Here is a 17,467-nt window from a genome sequence, read left to right as displayed (position 1 = left end):
CTTATCTTCCTAACCACGGTAGTGGATTGACGGCCTGTCCCTGGCGTCGGATTTCAAAGTAGAGCGAAGGCGTGCCGCGGCCGCCGCTGGTGCCCACAAGGGCGATAGGCTGTCCTGCCTTCACCTGAGCACCCACGCTCACCAGTGCGCTTTGGTTGTAGCCATAAAGGCTCATATCACCTTTACCGTGTTCCAGAACGACAACCAGACCATAGCCTTGCAGCCAGTCGGCCATTAATACGCGTCCATCAGCAATGGCTTTCACTTCGGTACCTTCTGGTGCATCGACTACCAGACCTTTCCAGCGTAATTCGCCCTGCATCGATTCACCGAAGCGATGTTCAATACGTCCCCGTACCGGCCAAACCGCTTGCCCGCCGGGCTTGCCTAATCCGCCGGTACGCGCCATCAGCTCGCGCTCACTCTGCGTTGGCTGATAACTTGATCCTTTGGCTTTCGCCTGCGCCTGACGCTGACGCACTTTTTCCGCCTCGCGCGCTTCACGTTCCGCACGTTCGCGTGCTTCACGCTCTGCCTTGGCGATTTTGCTTTGCAGGCGGCTTTCGTTCTCACGCATTTCAACCAGGTCAGCCTGATCTTTCTCCAGCGAGCTTTCTAGTATGGTGAGCGTCTTCTTACGCGCCGCGCTGGCGACTTCCAGCTTGCTTTGCTGCGTCTGCTGCTGGGCCAACAACGATTTTTGCTGCTCCTGTTTGCCCTGCAATGATTGACGCTGTTCCGCTAATTGCTGCTGGGTTTGTTTGAGATCGTCGATGTTTTTCTGGCGTGCGGCGTTGAGATAGCCGAAATAGGCAAGAATACGCTCACTGCGCTGGGCTTCTTCGCCTCCGAGCAGCAACTGCAGACCATTATGCTGTCCCTGACGGAAGGCGGCATCAAGCTGTTGTGCCAGCAGTTTTTCCTGCTGTGCTTGCTGCTTTTCCAGCCGCGAGATAGAAGAGGTGACCTGCGCAATTTCACCCTCGAGCGTGCTGAGGCTGTTACGCGTTTCGCGCAGTTGACGGCTGGCCTGCGCAATCACTTTTTCCTGGCTTTGCAGCTGATCCAACAACTTACTGCGCTGCACTTTCTGCGCTTTAACGCTCTTTTCTTTCTCGGCAATGTCCTGCTGAATGGACTTCAACTGCGTTTTACTGTCATCCGCACTGCGAGCGGCGGCAGGAAGTAATAATGTGCCTGCCAGAAGCAGACTCAGGGAGATTTCGGACCAGCGAAATGACAACGGAAGCGCAGTGCCGTTGTAACGGGTCCTTGTGTGTGTAACGGTCGCTTTTCCCTTCATAGTCGATAATTATTCCACGATGAACAGCCGCTTACCAGTTAGCCCGGCCGGGTTTTACTTTACTAAAAATGTCTGTACCGAGCTTACCGGCATAAACTTTGTCTTAATTTTGGGATTAGAACACTTTTTTTGGAAAATGACGCACAAATCGTAACTCTGTCCCCTTAGCGACTGTACATGCGAAGTGGCGCAGGTATACTCAGAACCCTTGTTTTAGCTTATCAGCCCGGTTTGGAGTCGTTACCCCTCATGCAAGAAATTATGCAGTTTGCAAGCAATCACCCCATCCTCAGTCTGGCATGGGTCGCTTTACTCGTTCTCGTGATTGTGACCACCGTTAAAGGTATGTTCTCTAAAGTAAAAACTATCAGCCGTGGTGAAGCTACCCACCTGATAAACAAAGAGGACGCGGTGGTGGTAGACGTGCGTTCACGTGACGATTACCGCAAAGGACACATTTCTGGGGCTATCAACGTAGCGGCAGCAGACATCAAAAAAGAGAGCTTTGGCGAGCTGGAAAAGCACAAGTCACAGCACATAATTGTAGTTTGCGCGACCGGTCAAAGTGCGGGTGAATCTGCAGCGAAATTGAGCGCAGCGGGTTTTGAAAAAGTCTCCGTACTGAAAGATGGCGTGAGCGGCTGGAGTGGTGAAAATCTGCCACTGGTGCGCGGTAAATAACTTCTCAGAGGTAACCGTATGGCGAATGTAGAGATCTACACCAAAGTCACTTGTCCTTATTGCCACCGTGCAAAGGCGTTGTTGGATCAGAAAGGCGTGTCGTTCCAGGAGATTCCCATTGACGGGAACGCGGCGAAACGTGAAGAGATGATTCAACGCAGCGGCCGCACTACGGTGCCACAGATTTTTATTGATGCGCAGCACATTGGCGGCTGTGACGATCTTTACGCGCTGGATGGGCGTCAGGGACTTGATCCTTTACTCCAGGCATAACTTTTCGGTCAGACAATTTTAACTCACAGGATTTAGTCACATGTCAGAGCAAAGCAGCAGCGAAATGCAGTTCCAGATTCAACGTGTTTACACCAAAGATGTTTCTTACGAAGCGCCAAATGCACCGCAGGTTTTCCAGAAAGAGTGGGAACCGGAAGTGAAGCTGGATCTGGACACCGCCTCTTCTCAGTTAGCTGATGGCGTTTTTGAAGTCGTTCTGCGCGTTACCGTAACGGCAACCGTTGGCGAAGAAACCGCATTCCTGTGTGAAGTACAGCAAGCGGGCATTTTCACCATTAGCGGTATCGAAGGCACGCAGATGGCGCATTGCCTCGGCGCGTACTGCCCGAACATTCTGTTCCCGTATGCACGCGAATGCGTAACCAGCCTTGTGTCTCGTGGTACTTTCCCGCAGCTCAACCTGGCGCCAGTGAACTTTGATGCGCTGTTCATGAACTATCTGCAGCAGCAAGGTGAAGGCGAAGCGCCACATCAGGATGCCTGATGACTACACTCAACGCTTCAATTAGCGTCATCGGTGCCGGCTCGTACGGCACCGCATTGGCCATCACGCTGGCCCGCAACGGCCATCCGGTTCTGCTCTGGGGCCACAATCCTCAAAGCGTGGCGCAGCTGCAAGCTGACCGCTGCAATGCCGCTTTCCTGCCCGATGTCCCTTTCCCTGATAATCTTGTTCCTGAAGCCGATCTGGCAACCGTGGTTAACGCCAGTCGCGATCTGCTGGTCGTCGTGCCGAGCCATGTATTTGGCGACGTGCTGACGCAGCTTAAGCCGCATTTGCGTGCCGATTCGCGGATTGTCTGGGCGACTAAAGGACTGGAAAAAGAGACTGGCCGGTTGCTGCAGGATGTGGCGCGTGAAATCCTCGGCGATGCGATTCCACTCGCGGTGATTTCCGGACCTACCTTTGCAAAAGAGCTGGCAGCCGGCATGCCAACGGCCATCGCACTGGCATCCACCGATGCGGAGTTTGCTGAAGACCTGCAGCAGAAGCTGCACTGCGGCAAAAGTTTCCGCGTCTACAACAATCAGGATTTCATCGGCGTGCAGTTAGGCGGCGCGGTCAAGAACGTGATTGCGATTGGTGCGGGGATTTCTGACGGCATTGGCTTTGGTGCCAACGCGCGTACCGCCTTAATCACCCGCGGCCTGACGGAAATGAGCCGTCTTGGCGCAGCGCTGGGCGCCGATGCCACCACCTTTATGGGCATGGCCGGTTTGGGCGATCTGGTGCTGACCTGTACCGATAATCAGTCGCGCAACCGTCGTTTCGGCATGATGCTGGGGCAAGGCGAGAGCGTAGACGAGGCGCAACGCATTATCGGACAAGTTGTAGAAGGCTACAGAAACACCAAAGAAGTCAAAGCATTGGCCGCGCGCGTCGGCGTAGAAATGCCGATTACCGAGCAGATTTATCAGGTGCTCTATTGCGGAAAATCAGCGCGAGAGGCAGCATTGACCTTACTTGGCCGTGCAAGGAAGGACGAAAACAGCCAAAGCTAAAGCAGGATGCGCCAGCGTCACCACCTGTAGCGCCCCATCAGGCGCTTTTTTTATCGGGAGCAAACAGCAATGTCGTCTGAAGAGTTAGAACTGGTCTGGAACCATATCAAAGCCGAAGCCAGAGCCCTGGCCGACTGTGAACCGATGCTGGCCAGCTTTTACCATGCGACACTGCTCAAACACGAAAACCTCGGCAGCGCGCTCAGCTACATGCTCGCTAACAAGCTGGCGAACCCGATCATGCCCGCTATCGCTATTCGCGAAATCGTGGAAGAAGCCTATCGTGAAGACCCGGAGATGATTGTCTCTGCGGCCTACGATATTCAGGCTGTACGCCAGCGCGATCCCGCCGTTGATAAATACTCTACGCCGCTGCTTTACCTCAAAGGTTTCCACGCCTTGCAGGCCTATCGCATCGGCCATTGGCTGTGGAAAGAGGGCCGCCGCGCGCTGGCTGTCTATCTGCAGAACGAAATCTCCGTCTCATTTGCCGTGGATATTCACCCGGCGGCACGCATTGGTCGCGGCATCATGCTTGATCATGCTACCGGCATTGTCATCGGCGAAACGGCAATCATTGAAAATGATGTTTCAATTCTGCAATCGGTGACGCTCGGCGGTACTGGTAAAACCAGCGGCGATCGCCATCCGAAGATCCGTGAAGGTGTGATGATTGGCGCCGGCGCCAAGATTCTGGGCAACATTGAAGTGGGGCGCGGCGCAAAAATCGGAGCCGGTTCGGTTGTCCTGCAGCCTGTACCGCCGCATACCACGGCGGCCGGCGTACCAGCGCGCATTGTCGGTAAACCGACCAGCGATAAACCGTCGATGGATATGGATCAGCACTTCAACGGCGCAGGCTTTGAGTACGGCGACGGCATCTAGCCTTTGATCAGTGCGCCAGCATAATCGAGTTGGCGCCACGCTTCATACACCACCACTGATACTGCATTAGACAGGTTCATGCTGCGGCTCTCCGCCATCATCGGAATGCGGATTTTCTGCTCAGCGGGTAGCGCGTTGAGAATTTCTGCGGGTAAACCGCGACTCTCCGGACCAAACACCAAATAATCACCCTTCTGATAGCTCACCGCGCTGTGCGCAGGCGTTCCTTTGGTGGTGAGGGCGAACATGCGCTGTGGCGTTTCTGTTGCCAGAAATTCTGCGTAATTGGCGTGTTTTTTCAAGGCGGTATATTCGTGGTAATCCAGCCCGGCGCGGCGCAGGCGCTTGTCATCCCAGGCAAAGCCCAGCGGTTCAATCAGGTGTAACTGGAAACCGGTATTTGCGCACAAGCGAATGATGTTGCCGGTATTTGGCGGAATTTCAGGTTCAAATAAGACAATGTTTAGCATAAGGCCCCCAGAAACGAGGGCCGAAGCATAACAAATTATTGACGGGCGGAGTACAGCGGCAGCCACAGCGTGAGGCGTAAACCGCCGAGCGGGCTGTCATCCGCTTTAACCCAGCCGCGATGCTGCTGGATGGCGGTTTCGACAATCGCCAGGCCCAATCCGGTGCCGCCTGACTCACGATCGCGCGCCTCATCGGTGCGGTAGAACGGACGGAAAATCTGCTCGCGATCTTCTGGGCTGACTCCTGGACCATCATCATCGACATGAATGGTGATGCCCGCAATATCCACCGAGAAGCTGACGCTGATGTGCGAATTCGAATAGCGCAGCGCATTACGCACGATATTTTCCAGCGCACTCTCCAACGCATGGGGATTACCGTACAGCGGCCACGGGCCAGGCGGATAGGGCACTTCCATCAGTTTGCCCATCTGCTCGGCTTCAAATTTGGCATCTTCCAGCACGCCATTCCAAAGCTGATTGGCCTTCATCGCTTCGCTAACCAGCGCGTTATTGTGCTGCGTTCGCGACAGCACCAGCAGATCGTTAATCATGCCATCCAGACGCTGCGCTTCCGTTTCAATGCGCTGCAGCTCTTTGCCTTCACCGTTACGGCGACGCAGGAGCGCGGTTGCCAGCTGCAAGCGAGTTAACGGCGTACGCAATTCATGGCTGATATCGGATAGCAGACGCTGTTGCGCCGTCATCATGCGTTCGAGCGCGCTCACCATTTGGTTGAAACTGGAACCCGCAGCCAGAAACTCTTGCGGCCCCGATTCCAGTTCCGGATGCTGGCGCAAATTGCCGCTTGCCACTTCATCCGCCGCATATTTAAGTTTGCGCGCGGGGCGCGCCAGGCTCCACGCCAGCCACAGCAGCAGCGGCGAGCTGATCAGCATCGTGACAATCAGCAGCAGTAGCGGGCGGTCAAACAGCAGATTAACGAAATCGAGCTGCGAGCTGGTGGCAGGACGAATCAGGTAGAGCTGATAGTTGTCTTCGCCATCGCGGACCGCGAAAGGTCCAACCATCTCCACGCGGCCATACTTTTTCTTTTGTGGGTGGTCGGCGTTATCCGACTGCCCAATAAAGTTGCGGATGATCTGCATTTCATTGTGCTGCGCGCCAATCACCCGGCCTTCGCTGGTCACCAATAACAAACGCTGACCAGGCGGCGCCCATTTGTCGATGGAGCGGAACAGGCGACGCCACCACATTAAGTCGTTGGGTGGATCCTGAGACAGCTCCGCTTCAACGTGCTGTTCAATCATGGTGCCCTGACGTTGCTCGCTTTCCAGTAACGCGGTCATCTGGCGCGAATCGAGTTTAGGCACCATGAGAACCAGCATCAACACCAACGCTAGCGTGAGCCAGAAGATGGCGAAGATGCGGGTGGTTAAACTTCCAATCATGATGCCGAAACCATCAGATAGCCGCGTCCGCGTAGGGTTTTAAACCACGGATGACCATCACGACGTTCCGGCAATTTACGACGCAGGTTAGAAATGTGCATATCGATAGCGCGGTCAAACGGTGTCAGACGTTTGCCCAACACTTCCTGACTAAGGTGCTCACGCGATACTACCTGACCCAGATGCTGTGCCAGCAAATAGAGCAGGGTGAACTCGGTGCCGGTGAGGTCCAAAGTTTCGCTGTCGAAGCTGGCTTCCTGACGACCCGGATTCAGACGCAGGCAGTCGACTTCCAGCGTGGGTGAGCTGTTATCGTGCTGCTGTTGCTGCTCGCTCCAGTTTGAACGGCGCAGAATGGCACGAATACGCGCTACCAGTTCACGATCGTTAAACGGTTTAGGCAGATAGTCATCTGCGCCCAGTTCAAGGCCCAGAACGCGGTCCAGTTCGCTGCCACGTGCAGTCAGCATAATGACCGGAGTTTGGTGCTGTTGGCGTAGTTCTTTCAAAGTGTCGATACCGTTCTTCTTCGGCATCATCACATCAAGCAATAGCAAGTCCACGGTGTTGTCTAGCAGGTTAAGCGCCTGCTCACCATCGCTTGCCACAATGACTTCAAAACCTTCCATCTCAAGCAATTCTTTAAGCAGCGAAGTTAATTCGCGGTCGTCATCAACCAACAGGATTTTATTCATTTTTTATTGCCCTCCGCAGGCAAAATACCGTGTTCCTTGACTTGCAATCCAACGCTTTACGTAGTTTTACACCCCCTGACGGATGTTTGCAGCCACCGCCGTACACTGGCTCTCGTTGAATCGCAAAACGGAACGAACTGGGAGTTAACGATGCGCTACTTAACCGCCGTCGTCATTGCCTCAGCGATGGTTCTCAGTCACGCCAGCGCCGAAGCAGCAGACACGACGACGATTGACGAGATGCATCCGAACAGCGGATTGACGACAGGCAGTATGACGCAAAATCCGCAAAGCTACATGTTCGATGGCATTGAGCTGACTGAACAACAGCGGCAACAGATGCGAGACCTGATGCAGCAAGCGCGACACGAACGCCCAACCATCAGCGTTCAAGATATAGAAACTATGCATGACCTTGTCATTGCAGACAAATTTAACGAATCGGCTATCCGACAGCAGGCAGAGAAACAAGCCCGCGCAGCGGTAGAACAGCAAGTCGAGATGGCTCGGGTTCGTAATCAGATGTATCACCTGCTAACGCCTGCACAGCAAGCGACATTGCAGAAAAATTATGAGCGACGATTAGCTGAAGTTCGTCGGCTCTCAGGATTGCAGCCATCATCACCGCTGCAAGCAGTGAGTAGTACCAGCAGTAACCAGTAACATAGTATCCCTGTTTTCCTTGCCATAGACACCATCCCTGTCTTCCCCCGCATGATGCGGGGGTTTTTTTTGCCTGTCATTTCTCTCTAACATCATTGCCTTAAAATTCAATCACGCAGCACACTTATGCCGATGATAAACTTTAGCCATCTTGAGACCTAAAGGCCGCACCTATGAAGCGTGCGACCCGGCGAGGCATAGCATGGATTCTTCCTATGCAAAGTTAGTGAATCGGGCGGCGCTGGCGGCGACTACGTTGGCGACGTTGCTGTTAATCGTGAAAATTTTCGCCTGGTGGCATACCGGTTCAGTCAGTATGTTGGCGGCGTTAGTGGATTCATTGGTGGATATCGCCGCTTCACTCACCAATTTGCTGGTGGTGCGCTATTCACTGCAGCCGGCCGATGACGATCACACCTTCGGCCACGGTAAAGCCGAATCTCTGGCCGCGCTGGCGCAAAGCATGTTTATCTCCGGCTCGGCGCTGTTTCTGTTTCTCACCGGCATTCAGCATCTGGCCTCGCCCGAAACCTTACATGCGCCGCTGGTGGGCATTGTGGTGACGGTGATTGCGCTGTTTTCAACCCTGACGTTGGTTGCCTTCCAGCGCTGGGTGGTGCGACGCACGCGCAGCCAGGCGATTCGCGCAGACATGCTGCACTATCAATCTGACGTGGTGATGAACGGCGCAATATTGGTCGCCCTCGGTTTGAGCAGCTATGGTTTTGTACGGGCGGATGCGTTGTTCGCGCTCGGCATCGGCGTTTACATTCTCTATAACGCGTTGCGGATGGGTTATGACGCGGTACAGGCGCTGTTGGATCGTGTTTTGCCCGAGCATGAAACGCAGGAGATTATCAACGTGGTGACCAACTGGCCGGGCGTACGCGGCGCGCATGCATTACGCACGCGACAATCGGGCCCCACGCGTTTTATCCAGCTGCATCTGGAGATGGAAGATCAGCTGCCGCTGGTGCAGGCCCATCAGGTGGCCGATCAAATTGAGCAGGCGTTACTCAAGAGGTTTCCCGGCTCAGACGTCATCATTCATCAAGATCCCTGTTCTGTTGTGCCGAGCAATCAACATGGATTTTTTCAAGGTTAGCGACTTAAAATCATGCAATTACACAAAAAAAGTGACGTAACGCTAACAACTCTGTAAAAAATTAGCGAAAACTTGTCTGACCTGAATCAATTCAGCATCAAGCGTTTGATATACTATTTTGCAACTATTAAGCCATGCGATCGCGAGCTGGTCCACGCCGGACACATGGCAGGAATAATCCTTAGTTTTTGAACAATCCAGAGGTTGTCATGATCAAAAAAATCGGAGTACTGACCAGCGGCGGCGACGCCCCAGGCATGAACGCAGCCATTCGCGGAGTTGTACGTTCCGCGCTGAGTGAAGGACTGGAAGTTTTTGGTATTTACGACGGCTATCTGGGATTGTACGAAGATCGCATGATCAACCTTGACCGCTACAGCGTGTCAGACATGATCAACCGCGGCGGCACCTTCCTCGGTTCCGCCCGCTTCCCAGAATTCCGCAACGATGAAGTGCGCCAGACCGCGATTGATAACATGAAAAAGCGTGGTATTGATGCGCTGGTGGTTATCGGCGGTGATGGTTCCTACATGGGTGCTAAGCGCCTGACCGAAATGGGCTTCCCGTGCATCGGCCTGCCTGGCACCATTGATAACGACGTAGCAGGTACTGATTACACCATCGGTTATTTCACTGCGCTGGAAACCGTGGTTGAAGCGATTGACCGCCTGCGTGACACCTCATCTTCCCACCAGCGTATCTCCATCGTGGAAGTGATGGGCCGTTACTGCGGCGATTTAACCCTGGCGGCAGCGATTGCCGGTGGTTGCGAGTTCATCGTGCTGCCTGAAATCCCGTATACCCGTGAAGAGCTGGTTGCTGAAATCAAAGCCGGCATTGCCAAAGGTAAAAAGCACGCCATCGTGGCGATCACCGAGCACATCTGCGATATCGACGATCTGGCGCACTTCATCGAAGCTGAAACTAAACGCGAAACCCGCGCTACCGTTCTCGGTCACATTCAGCGTGGCGGCGCACCTTGTGCCTATGACCGCATTCTGGCCTCGCGCATGGGTTCCTACTCCATCGAGCTGCTACTACAAGGCTACGGCGGCCGCTGCGTCGGTATTCAGAACGAGAAGATGGTGCATCACGACATCATCGATGCGATTGAAAATATGAAGCGTCCATTCAAACGCGACTGGCTGGATACCGCGAAAAAACTCTACTGATTATTCAGCACCAAGGCGCGACGCGATTCGCGCCTTTTTTATGCCTGCTCATATTCCGTGCGGTTATAACAGCTTATTTTTAATTCTTTAATCCGTGGATAAGTTTGTGTCAGTCTTGTTCTATAACGACCTCGGGAGAGCAAGCAATGAATAAGTGGAGTATTGGTGTCACCCTGTTACTGGCTTCAACCAGTGTTCTGGCAAAGGATATTCAGCTGTTAAACGTCTCTTACGATCCAACCCGTGAGCTGTACGAGCAGTACAACAAAGCGTTTAGCGCGCATTACAAGCAGGAAACCGGCGACAACGTGGTGATTCGCCAGTCGCACGGCGGTTCAGGTAAACAAGCAACCTCAGTGATCAATGGCATCCGAGCTGATGTGGTTACGCTGGCGCTGCAATCTGATGTCGATGCTATTGCTGACCGTGGTCGTATCAATAAAGACTGGATTAAACGCCTGCCGGACAACTCCGCACCCTACACCTCAACCATCGTGTTCCTGGTGCGCAAAGGCAACCCGAAAGGCATTCATGATTGGCCAGATCTGATCAAACCGGGCGTTTCCGTCATCACGCCAAACCCGAAAACGTCAGGCGGCGCGCGCTGGAATTATCTGGCTGCATGGGGCTGGGCGCTGGATCAAAACAACGGCGATCAAGCCAAAGCGCTGGCTTACGTGAAATCGCTGTTTAAGAACGTAGAAGTGCAGGATTCCGGCGCACGTGGTGCCACTAACACCTTCGTGGAACGCGGCATTGGCGATGTGCTGATAGCGTGGGAAAACGAAGCCTATCTGGCGGTAAATAAGCTGGGTAAAGACAAGTTTGAGATCGTCACCCCAAGCGAATCGATTCTGGCGGAGCCAACGGTTTCGGTAGTGGATAAAGTGGTCGACGAGCAGGGCACCCGCAAAGTAGCCGAAGATTACCTCAAGTATCTCTACTCGCCGGAAGGTCAGACTATCGCGGCGGAGAATTTCTATCGTCCACGTGATAAAGCCGTTGCGGAGAAATTTGCCAATAAATTCGCCCCGGTAAAACTGTTCACTATCGACAACAAGTTTGGTGGCTGGACGCAAGCCCAGAAAACCCACTTCGCCGATGGCGGCAGCTACGACCAGGTGATGAAGCCATAACGTACATTGTCAGGTCGCCATTTATGGCGACCTTTTTACATACGATTACGCCTCTTGCGTCGCTAACCGCCGACCGGCACGCTGCGCCACCAGCGGCAACAATGCCTGACGTACCAGATAGCCATCTGGATCCAGCCCCCAACCTAAAGCAGCAGCGGCATCGACAATCGCTTTATCCCATTCCAGTTTTTTCCGTCCGTCACCCGCAGTGGTAATCACCACTTCACACGCATGATCGGGTGCCTGATAGCGACGCCAGCTGCCTGCCGGCACGGAAATCACCGAACGCTCCGGCGCGGTCATCGTCACTTCTTCACCATCACGATTGAAGGTCACAGTAAGCGTGCCTTTAAACACCATGAGTACTTGCACCTGTGCGCAGCGATGCGTACCCATTTCGCCCGCTTTTGGCAAAGCCAGCCACTCTACCGAGAAGCCGTGTGGCGTGTTGATGGGCGGAGCGGCCTGACGATCCTGATTGATGCCATAGCCGATAACGGGTGCCATACGCGCACCGTGACCTGGCAACATGGCATCCAGTAGCGCGTGTTCGCTCCAGGCGCGCTGCTCACCGGTGACGGCAAACTGCGCCATCTGCTCGGGCGTAAAATGCTGTAACTGCGCCATCTCCGCCTCGGGCAGCGGCGGCATACGCTCTGCAACCGGCGGGATCGCCGCGCCGGTTGAGGTATCGATCAACATGTTATTGGGGCTGAGATAGAGTCCATACTCCGCCGCCGCCGACATCACATCGGGATGCCAGATAATGCCGCCGGTGTTATCGCCGCCCAGCACGGTAAATACCCAGCCATCGGTATCGGTAGCCGACACATTGGTGAAGCCACGGAAAATCCAGGTGGGCAGGCTGACAATCGCCGGAGCGTCGAGCTCCAGCGACTCTTCGCCTTTATTCCCCCAGCGGAAACGCCAGCGGCCTTCATGGATCAGGAAGACTTCGGCAGTGAAATGCAGATGCAGATTATTGGTCACGCCTTTTGGCATCGCCGCCGCGCCAATATTAAAACCGTGCGCTTCAGGAATATTGATCACCTGCTCAGACGACTGCGTCACGCCCGGCCCGATAAACGAGTAATTCTGCTTGAGATGCGAACCCGGCAGTTTGCAGTCGATAAACGCCAGATTGCACGACACCATATCTTGCGGCGCGATCAGGCGCGCACGTGCTGCTGTAGCGGACAATGTTTGCTGTTTCATCTTCTTCTCCTCAATAACCCGAACCAGAACGAACAGGCAACGCCTCACCGCGCGCGGTGGCGACAGCGTGGCGTGCGGCATGCGTTAGCTGCATCACATCATTGGCGGGGGTCACCAACTGAAAGCCCTGTGCGATGCGCTGTGCGGCGGCTTCTCCGCTGGTACAAAAAATACCGGCCAGTTTGTGGCCGGCGCGGGTGCGGCTCAGCACCCGTTCAATGGCATTTAACATCTCAGGATGCTGCGATTCGGCGCTGGCCTGGCCGGTGAGCGTAAGGGACAGATCGTTGGGGCCGATAAACACGCCGTCCAATCCCTCGACGTCGAGAATGGCATCAAGATTGGCCAACCCCGCGCGTGTTTCAATCATCGCCAGCGTCAGAATTTGCTGGTTAGCATGCTGCGGATAATCTTTGCCGCCATACAGCAGCGCACGCGCTGGACCAAACGAGCGCGAACCTTGCGGCGCATAGCGGCAGGCATCGACAAACTGCTGCGCTTCGGCGGCATCGTTGATCATCGGGCAGATAATGCCGTAGGCGCCGGCATCCAGCATGCGCATAATCTGCGCCGGCTCGTTGTGCGAGACGCGCACCAGCGGCGTCGCGGGTGTGGAGGATAGCGCCTGCAACATGCTGAGTGCGGCGGCGAAATCGATCAGGCCATGTTGCAGGTCAACGGTGACGGCATCAAAGCCCTGATGTCCGGCAATCTCGGCGCTGTAGCTGCTGGGGATCGCCAGCCAGCCGTTAATAATCGGTCCGCGGCGTTGTTTTAAAGGGTTGATACGCATAATTCACTCCTCTTAATCCAGGTTTGCAGCGCGCGGGCACAGGCTTGCGGCTGCTCCAGCAGCAGAAAGTGTCCGCACTGTTCAAGCGTGATGTGGCGTGCGGCGGGAGCCGCTTTGACAAGCAGGTGATGGTGTTCGGGGGTGCAGATGGCGTCGCTGTCGCCGTTGAGGATCAACAGCGGTGCCTGCAGCGCCGGTAAGGTATGCCGTAAATCGCGACGTTGTATGGCGATGGCGGTCTGTTGACGAAAGCGCTCAACGCTGCTGCGTTCTGCCATCGTCACCAGCGCGCCAAGCAGCTCGCGATCCGCCAGCCGCGATGCATGCACATAGCGCGGCCAGAGTTGCTCAATCACCGATCGCATACCGTTTTTCGCAGCTCGATCAAGCAAGGCAATACGTCCCGCAGCGTTGACCGGCGCATCCGCCAACGGATTCACCGCCAGCAGCGCGAGGCCCGCGATGCGTTGCGCGGCTTGCGCCTGCATCTCCAGTGCCACCAGCGCACCCAGCGAGAATCCCACCAGTAAAAAGCGCGCCGGCAAGTCAGTCAGCAGCTGCGCCGCGAGCTGTTCGGCGCTGTCAGCACCGCTCATCTCGGGAATGATCATCGGCTGCTGCGGTAGATGGCGGCAAAGCGGTTGCCACAACGCGCCGTCGCACAAGGTACCGCCCAGTAACACCAAAGGCAGTGACATGATTAGCCCTCCGCCACAGGACGGGCATTCACCATCCGCATCACATGGCGCACCAGCAGCAGCGACAGCAATGAAATAATGCCAATCACCATAAAGCCCTGCTGCATCGCGAAGTAATATTTGATGTAGCCGACCAGCACCGGGCCAAAGAAAATCCCGGCGGAGTAGATGCTTTGATATAGCCCAACGCGAGTGGATTGCTGCCAGGCGGGCGTGCGGGTGACGATCAGCGAATTCAGCACGGTGGAGATCATGCCGAAGGCACAGCCCGCCAGCGCCTGCAAGCCGTACAGCAGCCAGATATTGGGCGCGTAAGGCATGGCTATCGCTACGGCCCCTTGCAGCACGCCGCCGATAATCGCGGTGTTGCGTAAGCCCAGCAGGCGATAGAAGAAGGGCGCGCACAGCGCGGTGGCCAGCGCATAGAAGAACAGATGGATACCGCTTAGCGTCGCCAGCGAAGCGGCCGCCATGCCAAAGCCTTCTGCCAGTAGCGGCGTCAGCGTGTCGCGCGTGGCAAATGGCACCATCATCACCAGTGCACAGAGTCCGCCGAGATACCACACCGAAGGATCACGCAGCTGAGTGCGAACCGCAGAGAGACGTTGCGCCGTGGGCATCGCTTCCGGGCGTTTTTCACGGATAAAGAATGTCAGCAAAAAAGCCAGCAGCGCGGCAGCGGACGCCACCAAAAAGCTCGATTCGGCACCGAAATGACGGGCAATAAATCCCGCCACCGAAATCCCGATAAAAGTGCCTACCGGCGAGGTGACGCTCAGCATGGCGATCGCGGCGGCGGCTTCCAGCGGCGGGAAGTAAGCCACGAACATCACGTTATACACCACCCACGTCGCGCTGGTGACGCCATCGGCGAGCTTGGCGATAAACAGTGTTTCCGGTGTCGGCCAAAGGTAAACCACCGGCCAGGCGATAAGCGTAAACAATAAGCCAATCTGGATAATGCGTTTGCGGCGGCGAAAGCGGTCCGACAGAATGCCGGTCGGAAAACGCAGCAGCATCGAGGCCAATCCGGTCGCACCGATGATGATTCCCATCACGCGCGCCTCGACATTCAGCGACATGATGTAGGGGGCGAGAAACGGATCAAAGGCGTGAATGCTGATAAAAAACAGCAAGCTAATAATGAAAAATAGCAGCACATCACGACGCAATAACGCTTTCATAATGAGTTCCTCAATAAGCCGTCCAGCCGCCATCCACCTTCAGCGCGCTGCCGGTGATCAACGCTGCGGCCGGTGATGCCAGAAACACCACCGGCCCCATCACATCTTCCAGCGTGCCAAGACGACCAATCTGAATGCGGCGCAGCGTCTGCTGGCGAAACGCTTCATCTGCCAGCGAGGCCTGCGACAGTTCGGTTTCGATAAAGGTGGGGCACAAGGTGTTGATGCGAATGCCGTCGCGTCCCAGCTCCAGCGCCATGGCACGCGTCAGCCCTTCCAGCGCCGCTTTTGATGCGCAGTAGACGCTGCGCTGCGGGCCGCCGACGTGCGCCATCTGCGAAGAGAGATGGATAATGCTGCCGCCGTGTCTGGCGGCCTGCATACCGGCTGCGACCTGCTGCGACAGGAAAAACGTGGCGCGCAGGTTGACGTCCATCACCGCATCAAAGTTGGCTTCGCTGACCTCGCTAAACGGCTGATGGCGCGCCAGCCCGGCGCTGTTGACCAGCACATGAAAGCTCGGCAAATCGTGCAGTGTCTGGCGCACCGCGTGCGTGTTGCAGACGTCGAGCGGCAGCGGATGCAATGTCAGGCCGGCGCTCGCCGCCTGCTGCACGGCGTGCGCCAGGCGATCGGCGTCGCGCGCGGCAATCCACACCTGCGCTCCGGCGTCGGCCAGCGCGATAGCGGCGGCAAAACCGATACCGCGCGAGCCGCCGGTCACCAGCGCGCGCTGTCCATCCAGGCGAAATAAAGGGGTAGTCGGAACCATGCGCGCCTCCTTATTTCACCGTAACCGGCGCGGGTGCGGCGTAGGCCACTTCCTGCTGGCCGTAGCGGCGCACGCGGATGTTGGCCTGTTCGGCATGACCGGCAAAGCCCTCCAGCAGCGCCAGGCGCGAGCAGTAAGCGCCGATTTCTGCCGAAGCCGCATCGCTGGTGACGCGCTGCCAGGTGCAGGTTTTCATAAATTTGCCCACCCACAAGCCGCCGGTATAACGCGATGCACCCAGCGTGGGCAGCGTATGGTTGGTGCCGATCACCTTGTCGCCATAAGCCACATTGGTACGCGGCCCGAGAAACAGCGCGCCGTAATTGCGCATGTTCTGGTGATACCAGTCATCGCGATCGGTCATCACCTGCACGTGTTCAGAAGCGATGCGGTTGGCTTCTGCCAGCATCTCGTCGTGATCGGCACAGAGAATGATTTCGCCATAATCGTGCCAGGCTTGTTGCGCCACATCGGCGGTAGGCAGTTGCAGCAACAGCTGGTGGATATAGCGCTCGGTCTCCTGCGCCAGCTGGCGCGAGCAGGTCAGCAGAATCGCGGGTGAGGTGGGGCCATGTTCCGCCTGGCCGAGCAGATCGGTCGCGCAGAGTTCGCCGTCAACGCTGTCATCGGCGATCACCAGCGTTTCGGTAGGGCCAGCGAACAGGTCGATGCCAACGCGGCCAAACAGCTGGCGTTTGGCTTCGGCCACCCACGCGTTGCCCGGCCCGACTAACATATCGACCGGCGCAATCCGCTCAGTACCAATCGCCATGGCGCCCACCGCCTGAATGCCGCCGAGCGCATAGATCTCGTCGGCGCCGGCCATCGACTGCGCCGCAACAATGGCTGCAGCCGGTTTACCGTGAAACGGCGGGGCGCAGCTCACGATGCGATCGCAGCCTGCGACTTTGGCGGTAATGATCGACATATGCGCCGAAGCCAGCAGCGGGTATTTGCCGCCCGGCACGTAACAGCCGACATTGCTGATGGGAATGTTGCGATGGCCAAGTATCACGCCCGGACGCGTTTCAATCGCTAAATCGGTCAGGCAATTTTTTTGCGCCTGAGCGAAGTTATGCACCTGCTCCTGAGCGAATTCGATGTCGCGAATATCTTGTTTGGTCAGCTGTTGCAGGCAGGCATTGATCTCCTGCGGCGTTAAGCGGAAATCATCGCGGGCAAAGCCATCGAACTTAATCGAGAGTTCGCGCACCGCGTCATCGCCGCGCGCTTCAATTTGCGCCAGCACTGCTTCCACATCGCTGCGAACGCGCTGTTGCTGCTGTTGGCGTTCTGCTTTCGCTGCCGCCTGTTTTAACCAGATTGCCATGCTCATTTCCTCATCATTGATTGCTGTTAATCAGGTTTGCATACGTATGCAAAGAGCGTAAAGAGGCTGAAAGGGGAAAAGATGAAAAGTGAGAATGTGCGCAGTTTTTTCAAATTGCAGGCAGCAGAAAGCCCCGCAGAACGGGGATTAACATGA

At 55.9% G+C, this 17,467-nt stretch carries 19 protein-coding genes; 9 read left to right on the top strand and 10 right to left on the bottom strand.

Features of this window, described 5'->3' with window-relative positions:
• Position 1: 1 nt before the first annotated feature.
• Positions 2-1,303, bottom strand: coding sequence for a murein hydrolase activator EnvC (gene envC, locus P6287_RS18950; protein WP_137386767.1), 1,302 nt, complete (start codon positions 1,301-1,303; stop codon positions 2-4).
• A 249-nt stretch (positions 1,304-1,552) separates the two neighbouring features.
• On the opposite strand from envC, the gene P6287_RS18945 reads away from it, so the two are divergent.
• The 5 genes from P6287_RS18945 to cysE all read left to right on the top strand — a co-directional run bounded on the left by P6287_RS18945 (position 1,553) and on the right by cysE (position 4,666).
• Positions 1,553-1,984, top strand: coding sequence for a rhodanese-like domain-containing protein (locus P6287_RS18945; RefSeq protein WP_008109709.1), 432 nt, complete (start codon positions 1,553-1,555; stop codon positions 1,982-1,984).
• A gap of 18 nt (positions 1,985-2,002) precedes the next feature.
• Complete coding sequence (gene grxC, locus P6287_RS18940) at positions 2,003-2,257, top strand: glutaredoxin 3 (RefSeq protein WP_007885328.1); 255 nt, start codon at positions 2,003-2,005, stop codon at positions 2,255-2,257.
• A 40-nt stretch (positions 2,258-2,297) separates the two neighbouring features.
• Entirely contained in the window at positions 2,298-2,762 is a 465-nt protein-coding gene (gene secB / locus P6287_RS18935) for a protein-export chaperone SecB (RefSeq protein WP_101760668.1), read from the top strand.
• A complete protein-coding gene (gene gpsA / locus P6287_RS18930) occupies positions 2,762-3,781 on the top strand; it encodes an NAD(P)H-dependent glycerol-3-phosphate dehydrogenase (protein ID WP_101760667.1) in 1,020 nt (339 codons plus the stop codon). The genes secB and gpsA overlap by 1 nt, the downstream gene beginning before the upstream one ends.
• Before the next feature lie 69 nt (positions 3,782-3,850).
• Positions 3,851-4,666, top strand: coding sequence for a serine O-acetyltransferase (gene cysE, locus P6287_RS18925; protein ID WP_007885334.1), 816 nt, complete (start codon positions 3,851-3,853; stop codon positions 4,664-4,666).
• Here the strand turns inward: cysE and trmL are convergent.
• Genes trmL through cpxR form a run of 3 tightly spaced genes read right to left on the bottom strand, consistent with a single transcriptional unit; the run spans position 4,663 to position 7,243 of the window.
• Positions 4,663-5,136 (bottom strand): tRNA (uridine(34)/cytosine(34)/5-carboxymethylaminomethyluridine(34)-2'-O)-methyltransferase TrmL, encoded by a 474-nt coding sequence (gene trmL, locus P6287_RS18920; RefSeq protein ID WP_101760666.1) that lies wholly within the window; start codon positions 5,134-5,136, stop codon positions 4,663-4,665. The two genes, cysE and trmL, sit on opposite strands and share 4 nt — an antisense overlap.
• A gap of 35 nt (positions 5,137-5,171) precedes the next feature.
• On the bottom strand, positions 5,172-6,548 hold the full coding sequence (cpxA, locus tag P6287_RS18915; RefSeq protein ID WP_101760665.1) for an envelope stress sensor histidine kinase CpxA: 1,377 nt from the start codon (positions 6,546-6,548) through the stop codon (positions 5,172-5,174).
• Positions 6,545-7,243 (bottom strand): envelope stress response regulator transcription factor CpxR, encoded by a 699-nt coding sequence (gene cpxR, locus P6287_RS18910; protein ID WP_007885339.1) that lies wholly within the window; start codon positions 7,241-7,243, stop codon positions 6,545-6,547. The genes cpxA and cpxR overlap by 4 nt, the downstream gene beginning before the upstream one ends.
• Before the next feature lie 150 nt (positions 7,244-7,393).
• On the opposite strand from cpxR, the gene cpxP reads away from it, so the two are divergent.
• From cpxP to P6287_RS18890, 4 genes are all read left to right on the top strand, one after another.
• Positions 7,394-7,906, top strand: a complete 513-nt coding sequence (cpxP, locus tag P6287_RS18905; RefSeq protein ID WP_101760664.1) for a cell-envelope stress modulator CpxP — start codon at positions 7,394-7,396, stop codon at positions 7,904-7,906.
• A 202-nt stretch (positions 7,907-8,108) separates the two neighbouring features.
• Positions 8,109-9,011 carry a CDF family cation-efflux transporter FieF gene (gene fieF / locus P6287_RS18900; protein WP_110868197.1) on the top strand — a complete coding sequence of 301 codons (903 nt, stop codon included), beginning with the start codon at positions 8,109-8,111 and terminating at the stop codon, positions 9,009-9,011.
• Positions 9,012-9,220: 209 nt separating this feature from the next.
• Complete coding sequence (pfkA, locus tag P6287_RS18895; protein ID WP_101760662.1) at positions 9,221-10,183, top strand: 6-phosphofructokinase; 963 nt, start codon at positions 9,221-9,223, stop codon at positions 10,181-10,183.
• Positions 10,184-10,329: 146 nt separating this feature from the next.
• Positions 10,330-11,319 (top strand): sulfate ABC transporter substrate-binding protein, encoded by a 990-nt coding sequence (locus P6287_RS18890; RefSeq protein ID WP_101760661.1) that lies wholly within the window; start codon positions 10,330-10,332, stop codon positions 11,317-11,319.
• Between the two features lie 45 nt (positions 11,320-11,364).
• On the opposite strand, the gene P6287_RS18885 is transcribed toward P6287_RS18890, so the two are convergent.
• The 6 genes from P6287_RS18885 to hisD are packed head-to-tail and all read right to left on the bottom strand — an operon-like array spanning position 11,365 to position 17,311.
• Positions 11,365-12,534: a cupin gene (locus P6287_RS18885; RefSeq protein ID WP_277974242.1), complete on the bottom strand. Its 1,170-nt coding sequence runs from the start codon at positions 12,532-12,534 to the stop codon at positions 11,365-11,367.
• 10 nt (positions 12,535-12,544) lie between these two features.
• Positions 12,545-13,327 (bottom strand): aldolase/citrate lyase family protein, encoded by a 783-nt coding sequence (locus P6287_RS18880; protein ID WP_192415322.1) that lies wholly within the window; start codon positions 13,325-13,327, stop codon positions 12,545-12,547.
• Positions 13,309-14,025, bottom strand: coding sequence for an alpha/beta hydrolase (locus tag P6287_RS18875; protein WP_192415324.1), 717 nt, complete (start codon positions 14,023-14,025; stop codon positions 13,309-13,311). Before P6287_RS18875 ends, P6287_RS18880 begins: the two co-directional genes overlap by 19 nt.
• Positions 14,026-14,027: 2 nt before the next feature.
• Positions 14,028-15,209, bottom strand: coding sequence for an MFS transporter (locus P6287_RS18870; RefSeq protein ID WP_158238591.1), 1,182 nt, complete (start codon positions 15,207-15,209; stop codon positions 14,028-14,030).
• A gap of 10 nt (positions 15,210-15,219) precedes the next feature.
• Complete coding sequence (locus P6287_RS18865) at positions 15,220-15,981, bottom strand: SDR family oxidoreductase (RefSeq protein ID WP_192415325.1); 762 nt, start codon at positions 15,979-15,981, stop codon at positions 15,220-15,222.
• A 10-nt stretch (positions 15,982-15,991) separates the two neighbouring features.
• A complete protein-coding gene (hisD, locus tag P6287_RS18860) occupies positions 15,992-17,311 on the bottom strand; it encodes a histidinol dehydrogenase (RefSeq protein ID WP_101760655.1) in 1,320 nt (439 codons plus the stop codon).
• Positions 17,312-17,467: the final 156 nt, after the last annotated feature.

This window comes from Pantoea sp. X85, from assembly GCF_029623675.1.
GTDB lineage: Bacteria > Pseudomonadota > Gammaproteobacteria > Enterobacterales > Enterobacteriaceae > Pantoea > Pantoea leporis.
Note: the sequence above shows the minus strand (reverse complement) of the source record. Positions and strands in the feature narration are given on the sequence as shown.

What these genes read in the sequence shown, in the direction of transcription:
- cpxA (WP_101760665.1), bottom strand. Translation starts at nt 6,548, where the DNA reads ATGATTGGAAGTTTAACCACCCGCATCTTCGCCATCTTCTGGCTCACG.
- P6287_RS18875 (WP_192415324.1), bottom strand. Translation starts at nt 14,025, where the DNA reads ATGTCACTGCCTTTGGTGTTACTGGGCGGTACCTTGTGCGACGGCGCG.
- secB (WP_101760668.1), top strand. Translation starts at nt 2,298, where the DNA reads ATGTCAGAGCAAAGCAGCAGCGAAATGCAGTTCCAGATTCAACGTGTT.
- trmL (WP_101760666.1), bottom strand. Translation starts at nt 5,136, where the DNA reads ATGCTAAACATTGTCTTATTTGAACCTGAAATTCCGCCAAATACCGGC.
- grxC (WP_007885328.1), top strand. Translation starts at nt 2,003, where the DNA reads ATGGCGAATGTAGAGATCTACACCAAAGTCACTTGTCCTTATTGCCAC.
- gpsA (WP_101760667.1), top strand. Translation starts at nt 2,762, where the DNA reads ATGACTACACTCAACGCTTCAATTAGCGTCATCGGTGCCGGCTCGTAC.
- pfkA (WP_101760662.1), top strand. Translation starts at nt 9,221, where the DNA reads ATGATCAAAAAAATCGGAGTACTGACCAGCGGCGGCGACGCCCCAGGC.
- envC (WP_137386767.1), bottom strand. Translation starts at nt 1,303, where the DNA reads ATGAAGGGAAAAGCGACCGTTACACACACAAGGACCCGTTACAACGGC.
- hisD (WP_101760655.1), bottom strand. Translation starts at nt 17,311, where the DNA reads ATGGCAATCTGGTTAAAACAGGCGGCAGCGAAAGCAGAACGCCAACAG.
- cpxP (WP_101760664.1), top strand. Translation starts at nt 7,394, where the DNA reads ATGCGCTACTTAACCGCCGTCGTCATTGCCTCAGCGATGGTTCTCAGT.
- cpxR (WP_007885339.1), bottom strand. Translation starts at nt 7,243, where the DNA reads ATGAATAAAATCCTGTTGGTTGATGACGACCGCGAATTAACTTCGCTG.
- P6287_RS18880 (WP_192415322.1), bottom strand. Translation starts at nt 13,327, where the DNA reads ATGCGTATCAACCCTTTAAAACAACGCCGCGGACCGATTATTAACGGC.
- P6287_RS18870 (WP_158238591.1), bottom strand. Translation starts at nt 15,209, where the DNA reads ATGAAAGCGTTATTGCGTCGTGATGTGCTGCTATTTTTCATTATTAGC.
- P6287_RS18865 (WP_192415325.1), bottom strand. Translation starts at nt 15,981, where the DNA reads ATGGTTCCGACTACCCCTTTATTTCGCCTGGATGGACAGCGCGCGCTG.
- P6287_RS18890 (WP_101760661.1), top strand. Translation starts at nt 10,330, where the DNA reads ATGAATAAGTGGAGTATTGGTGTCACCCTGTTACTGGCTTCAACCAGT.
- P6287_RS18885 (WP_277974242.1), bottom strand. Translation starts at nt 12,534, where the DNA reads ATGAAACAGCAAACATTGTCCGCTACAGCAGCACGTGCGCGCCTGATC.
- cysE (WP_007885334.1), top strand. Translation starts at nt 3,851, where the DNA reads ATGTCGTCTGAAGAGTTAGAACTGGTCTGGAACCATATCAAAGCCGAA.
- P6287_RS18945 (WP_008109709.1), top strand. Translation starts at nt 1,553, where the DNA reads ATGCAAGAAATTATGCAGTTTGCAAGCAATCACCCCATCCTCAGTCTG.
- fieF (WP_110868197.1), top strand. Translation starts at nt 8,109, where the DNA reads ATGGATTCTTCCTATGCAAAGTTAGTGAATCGGGCGGCGCTGGCGGCG.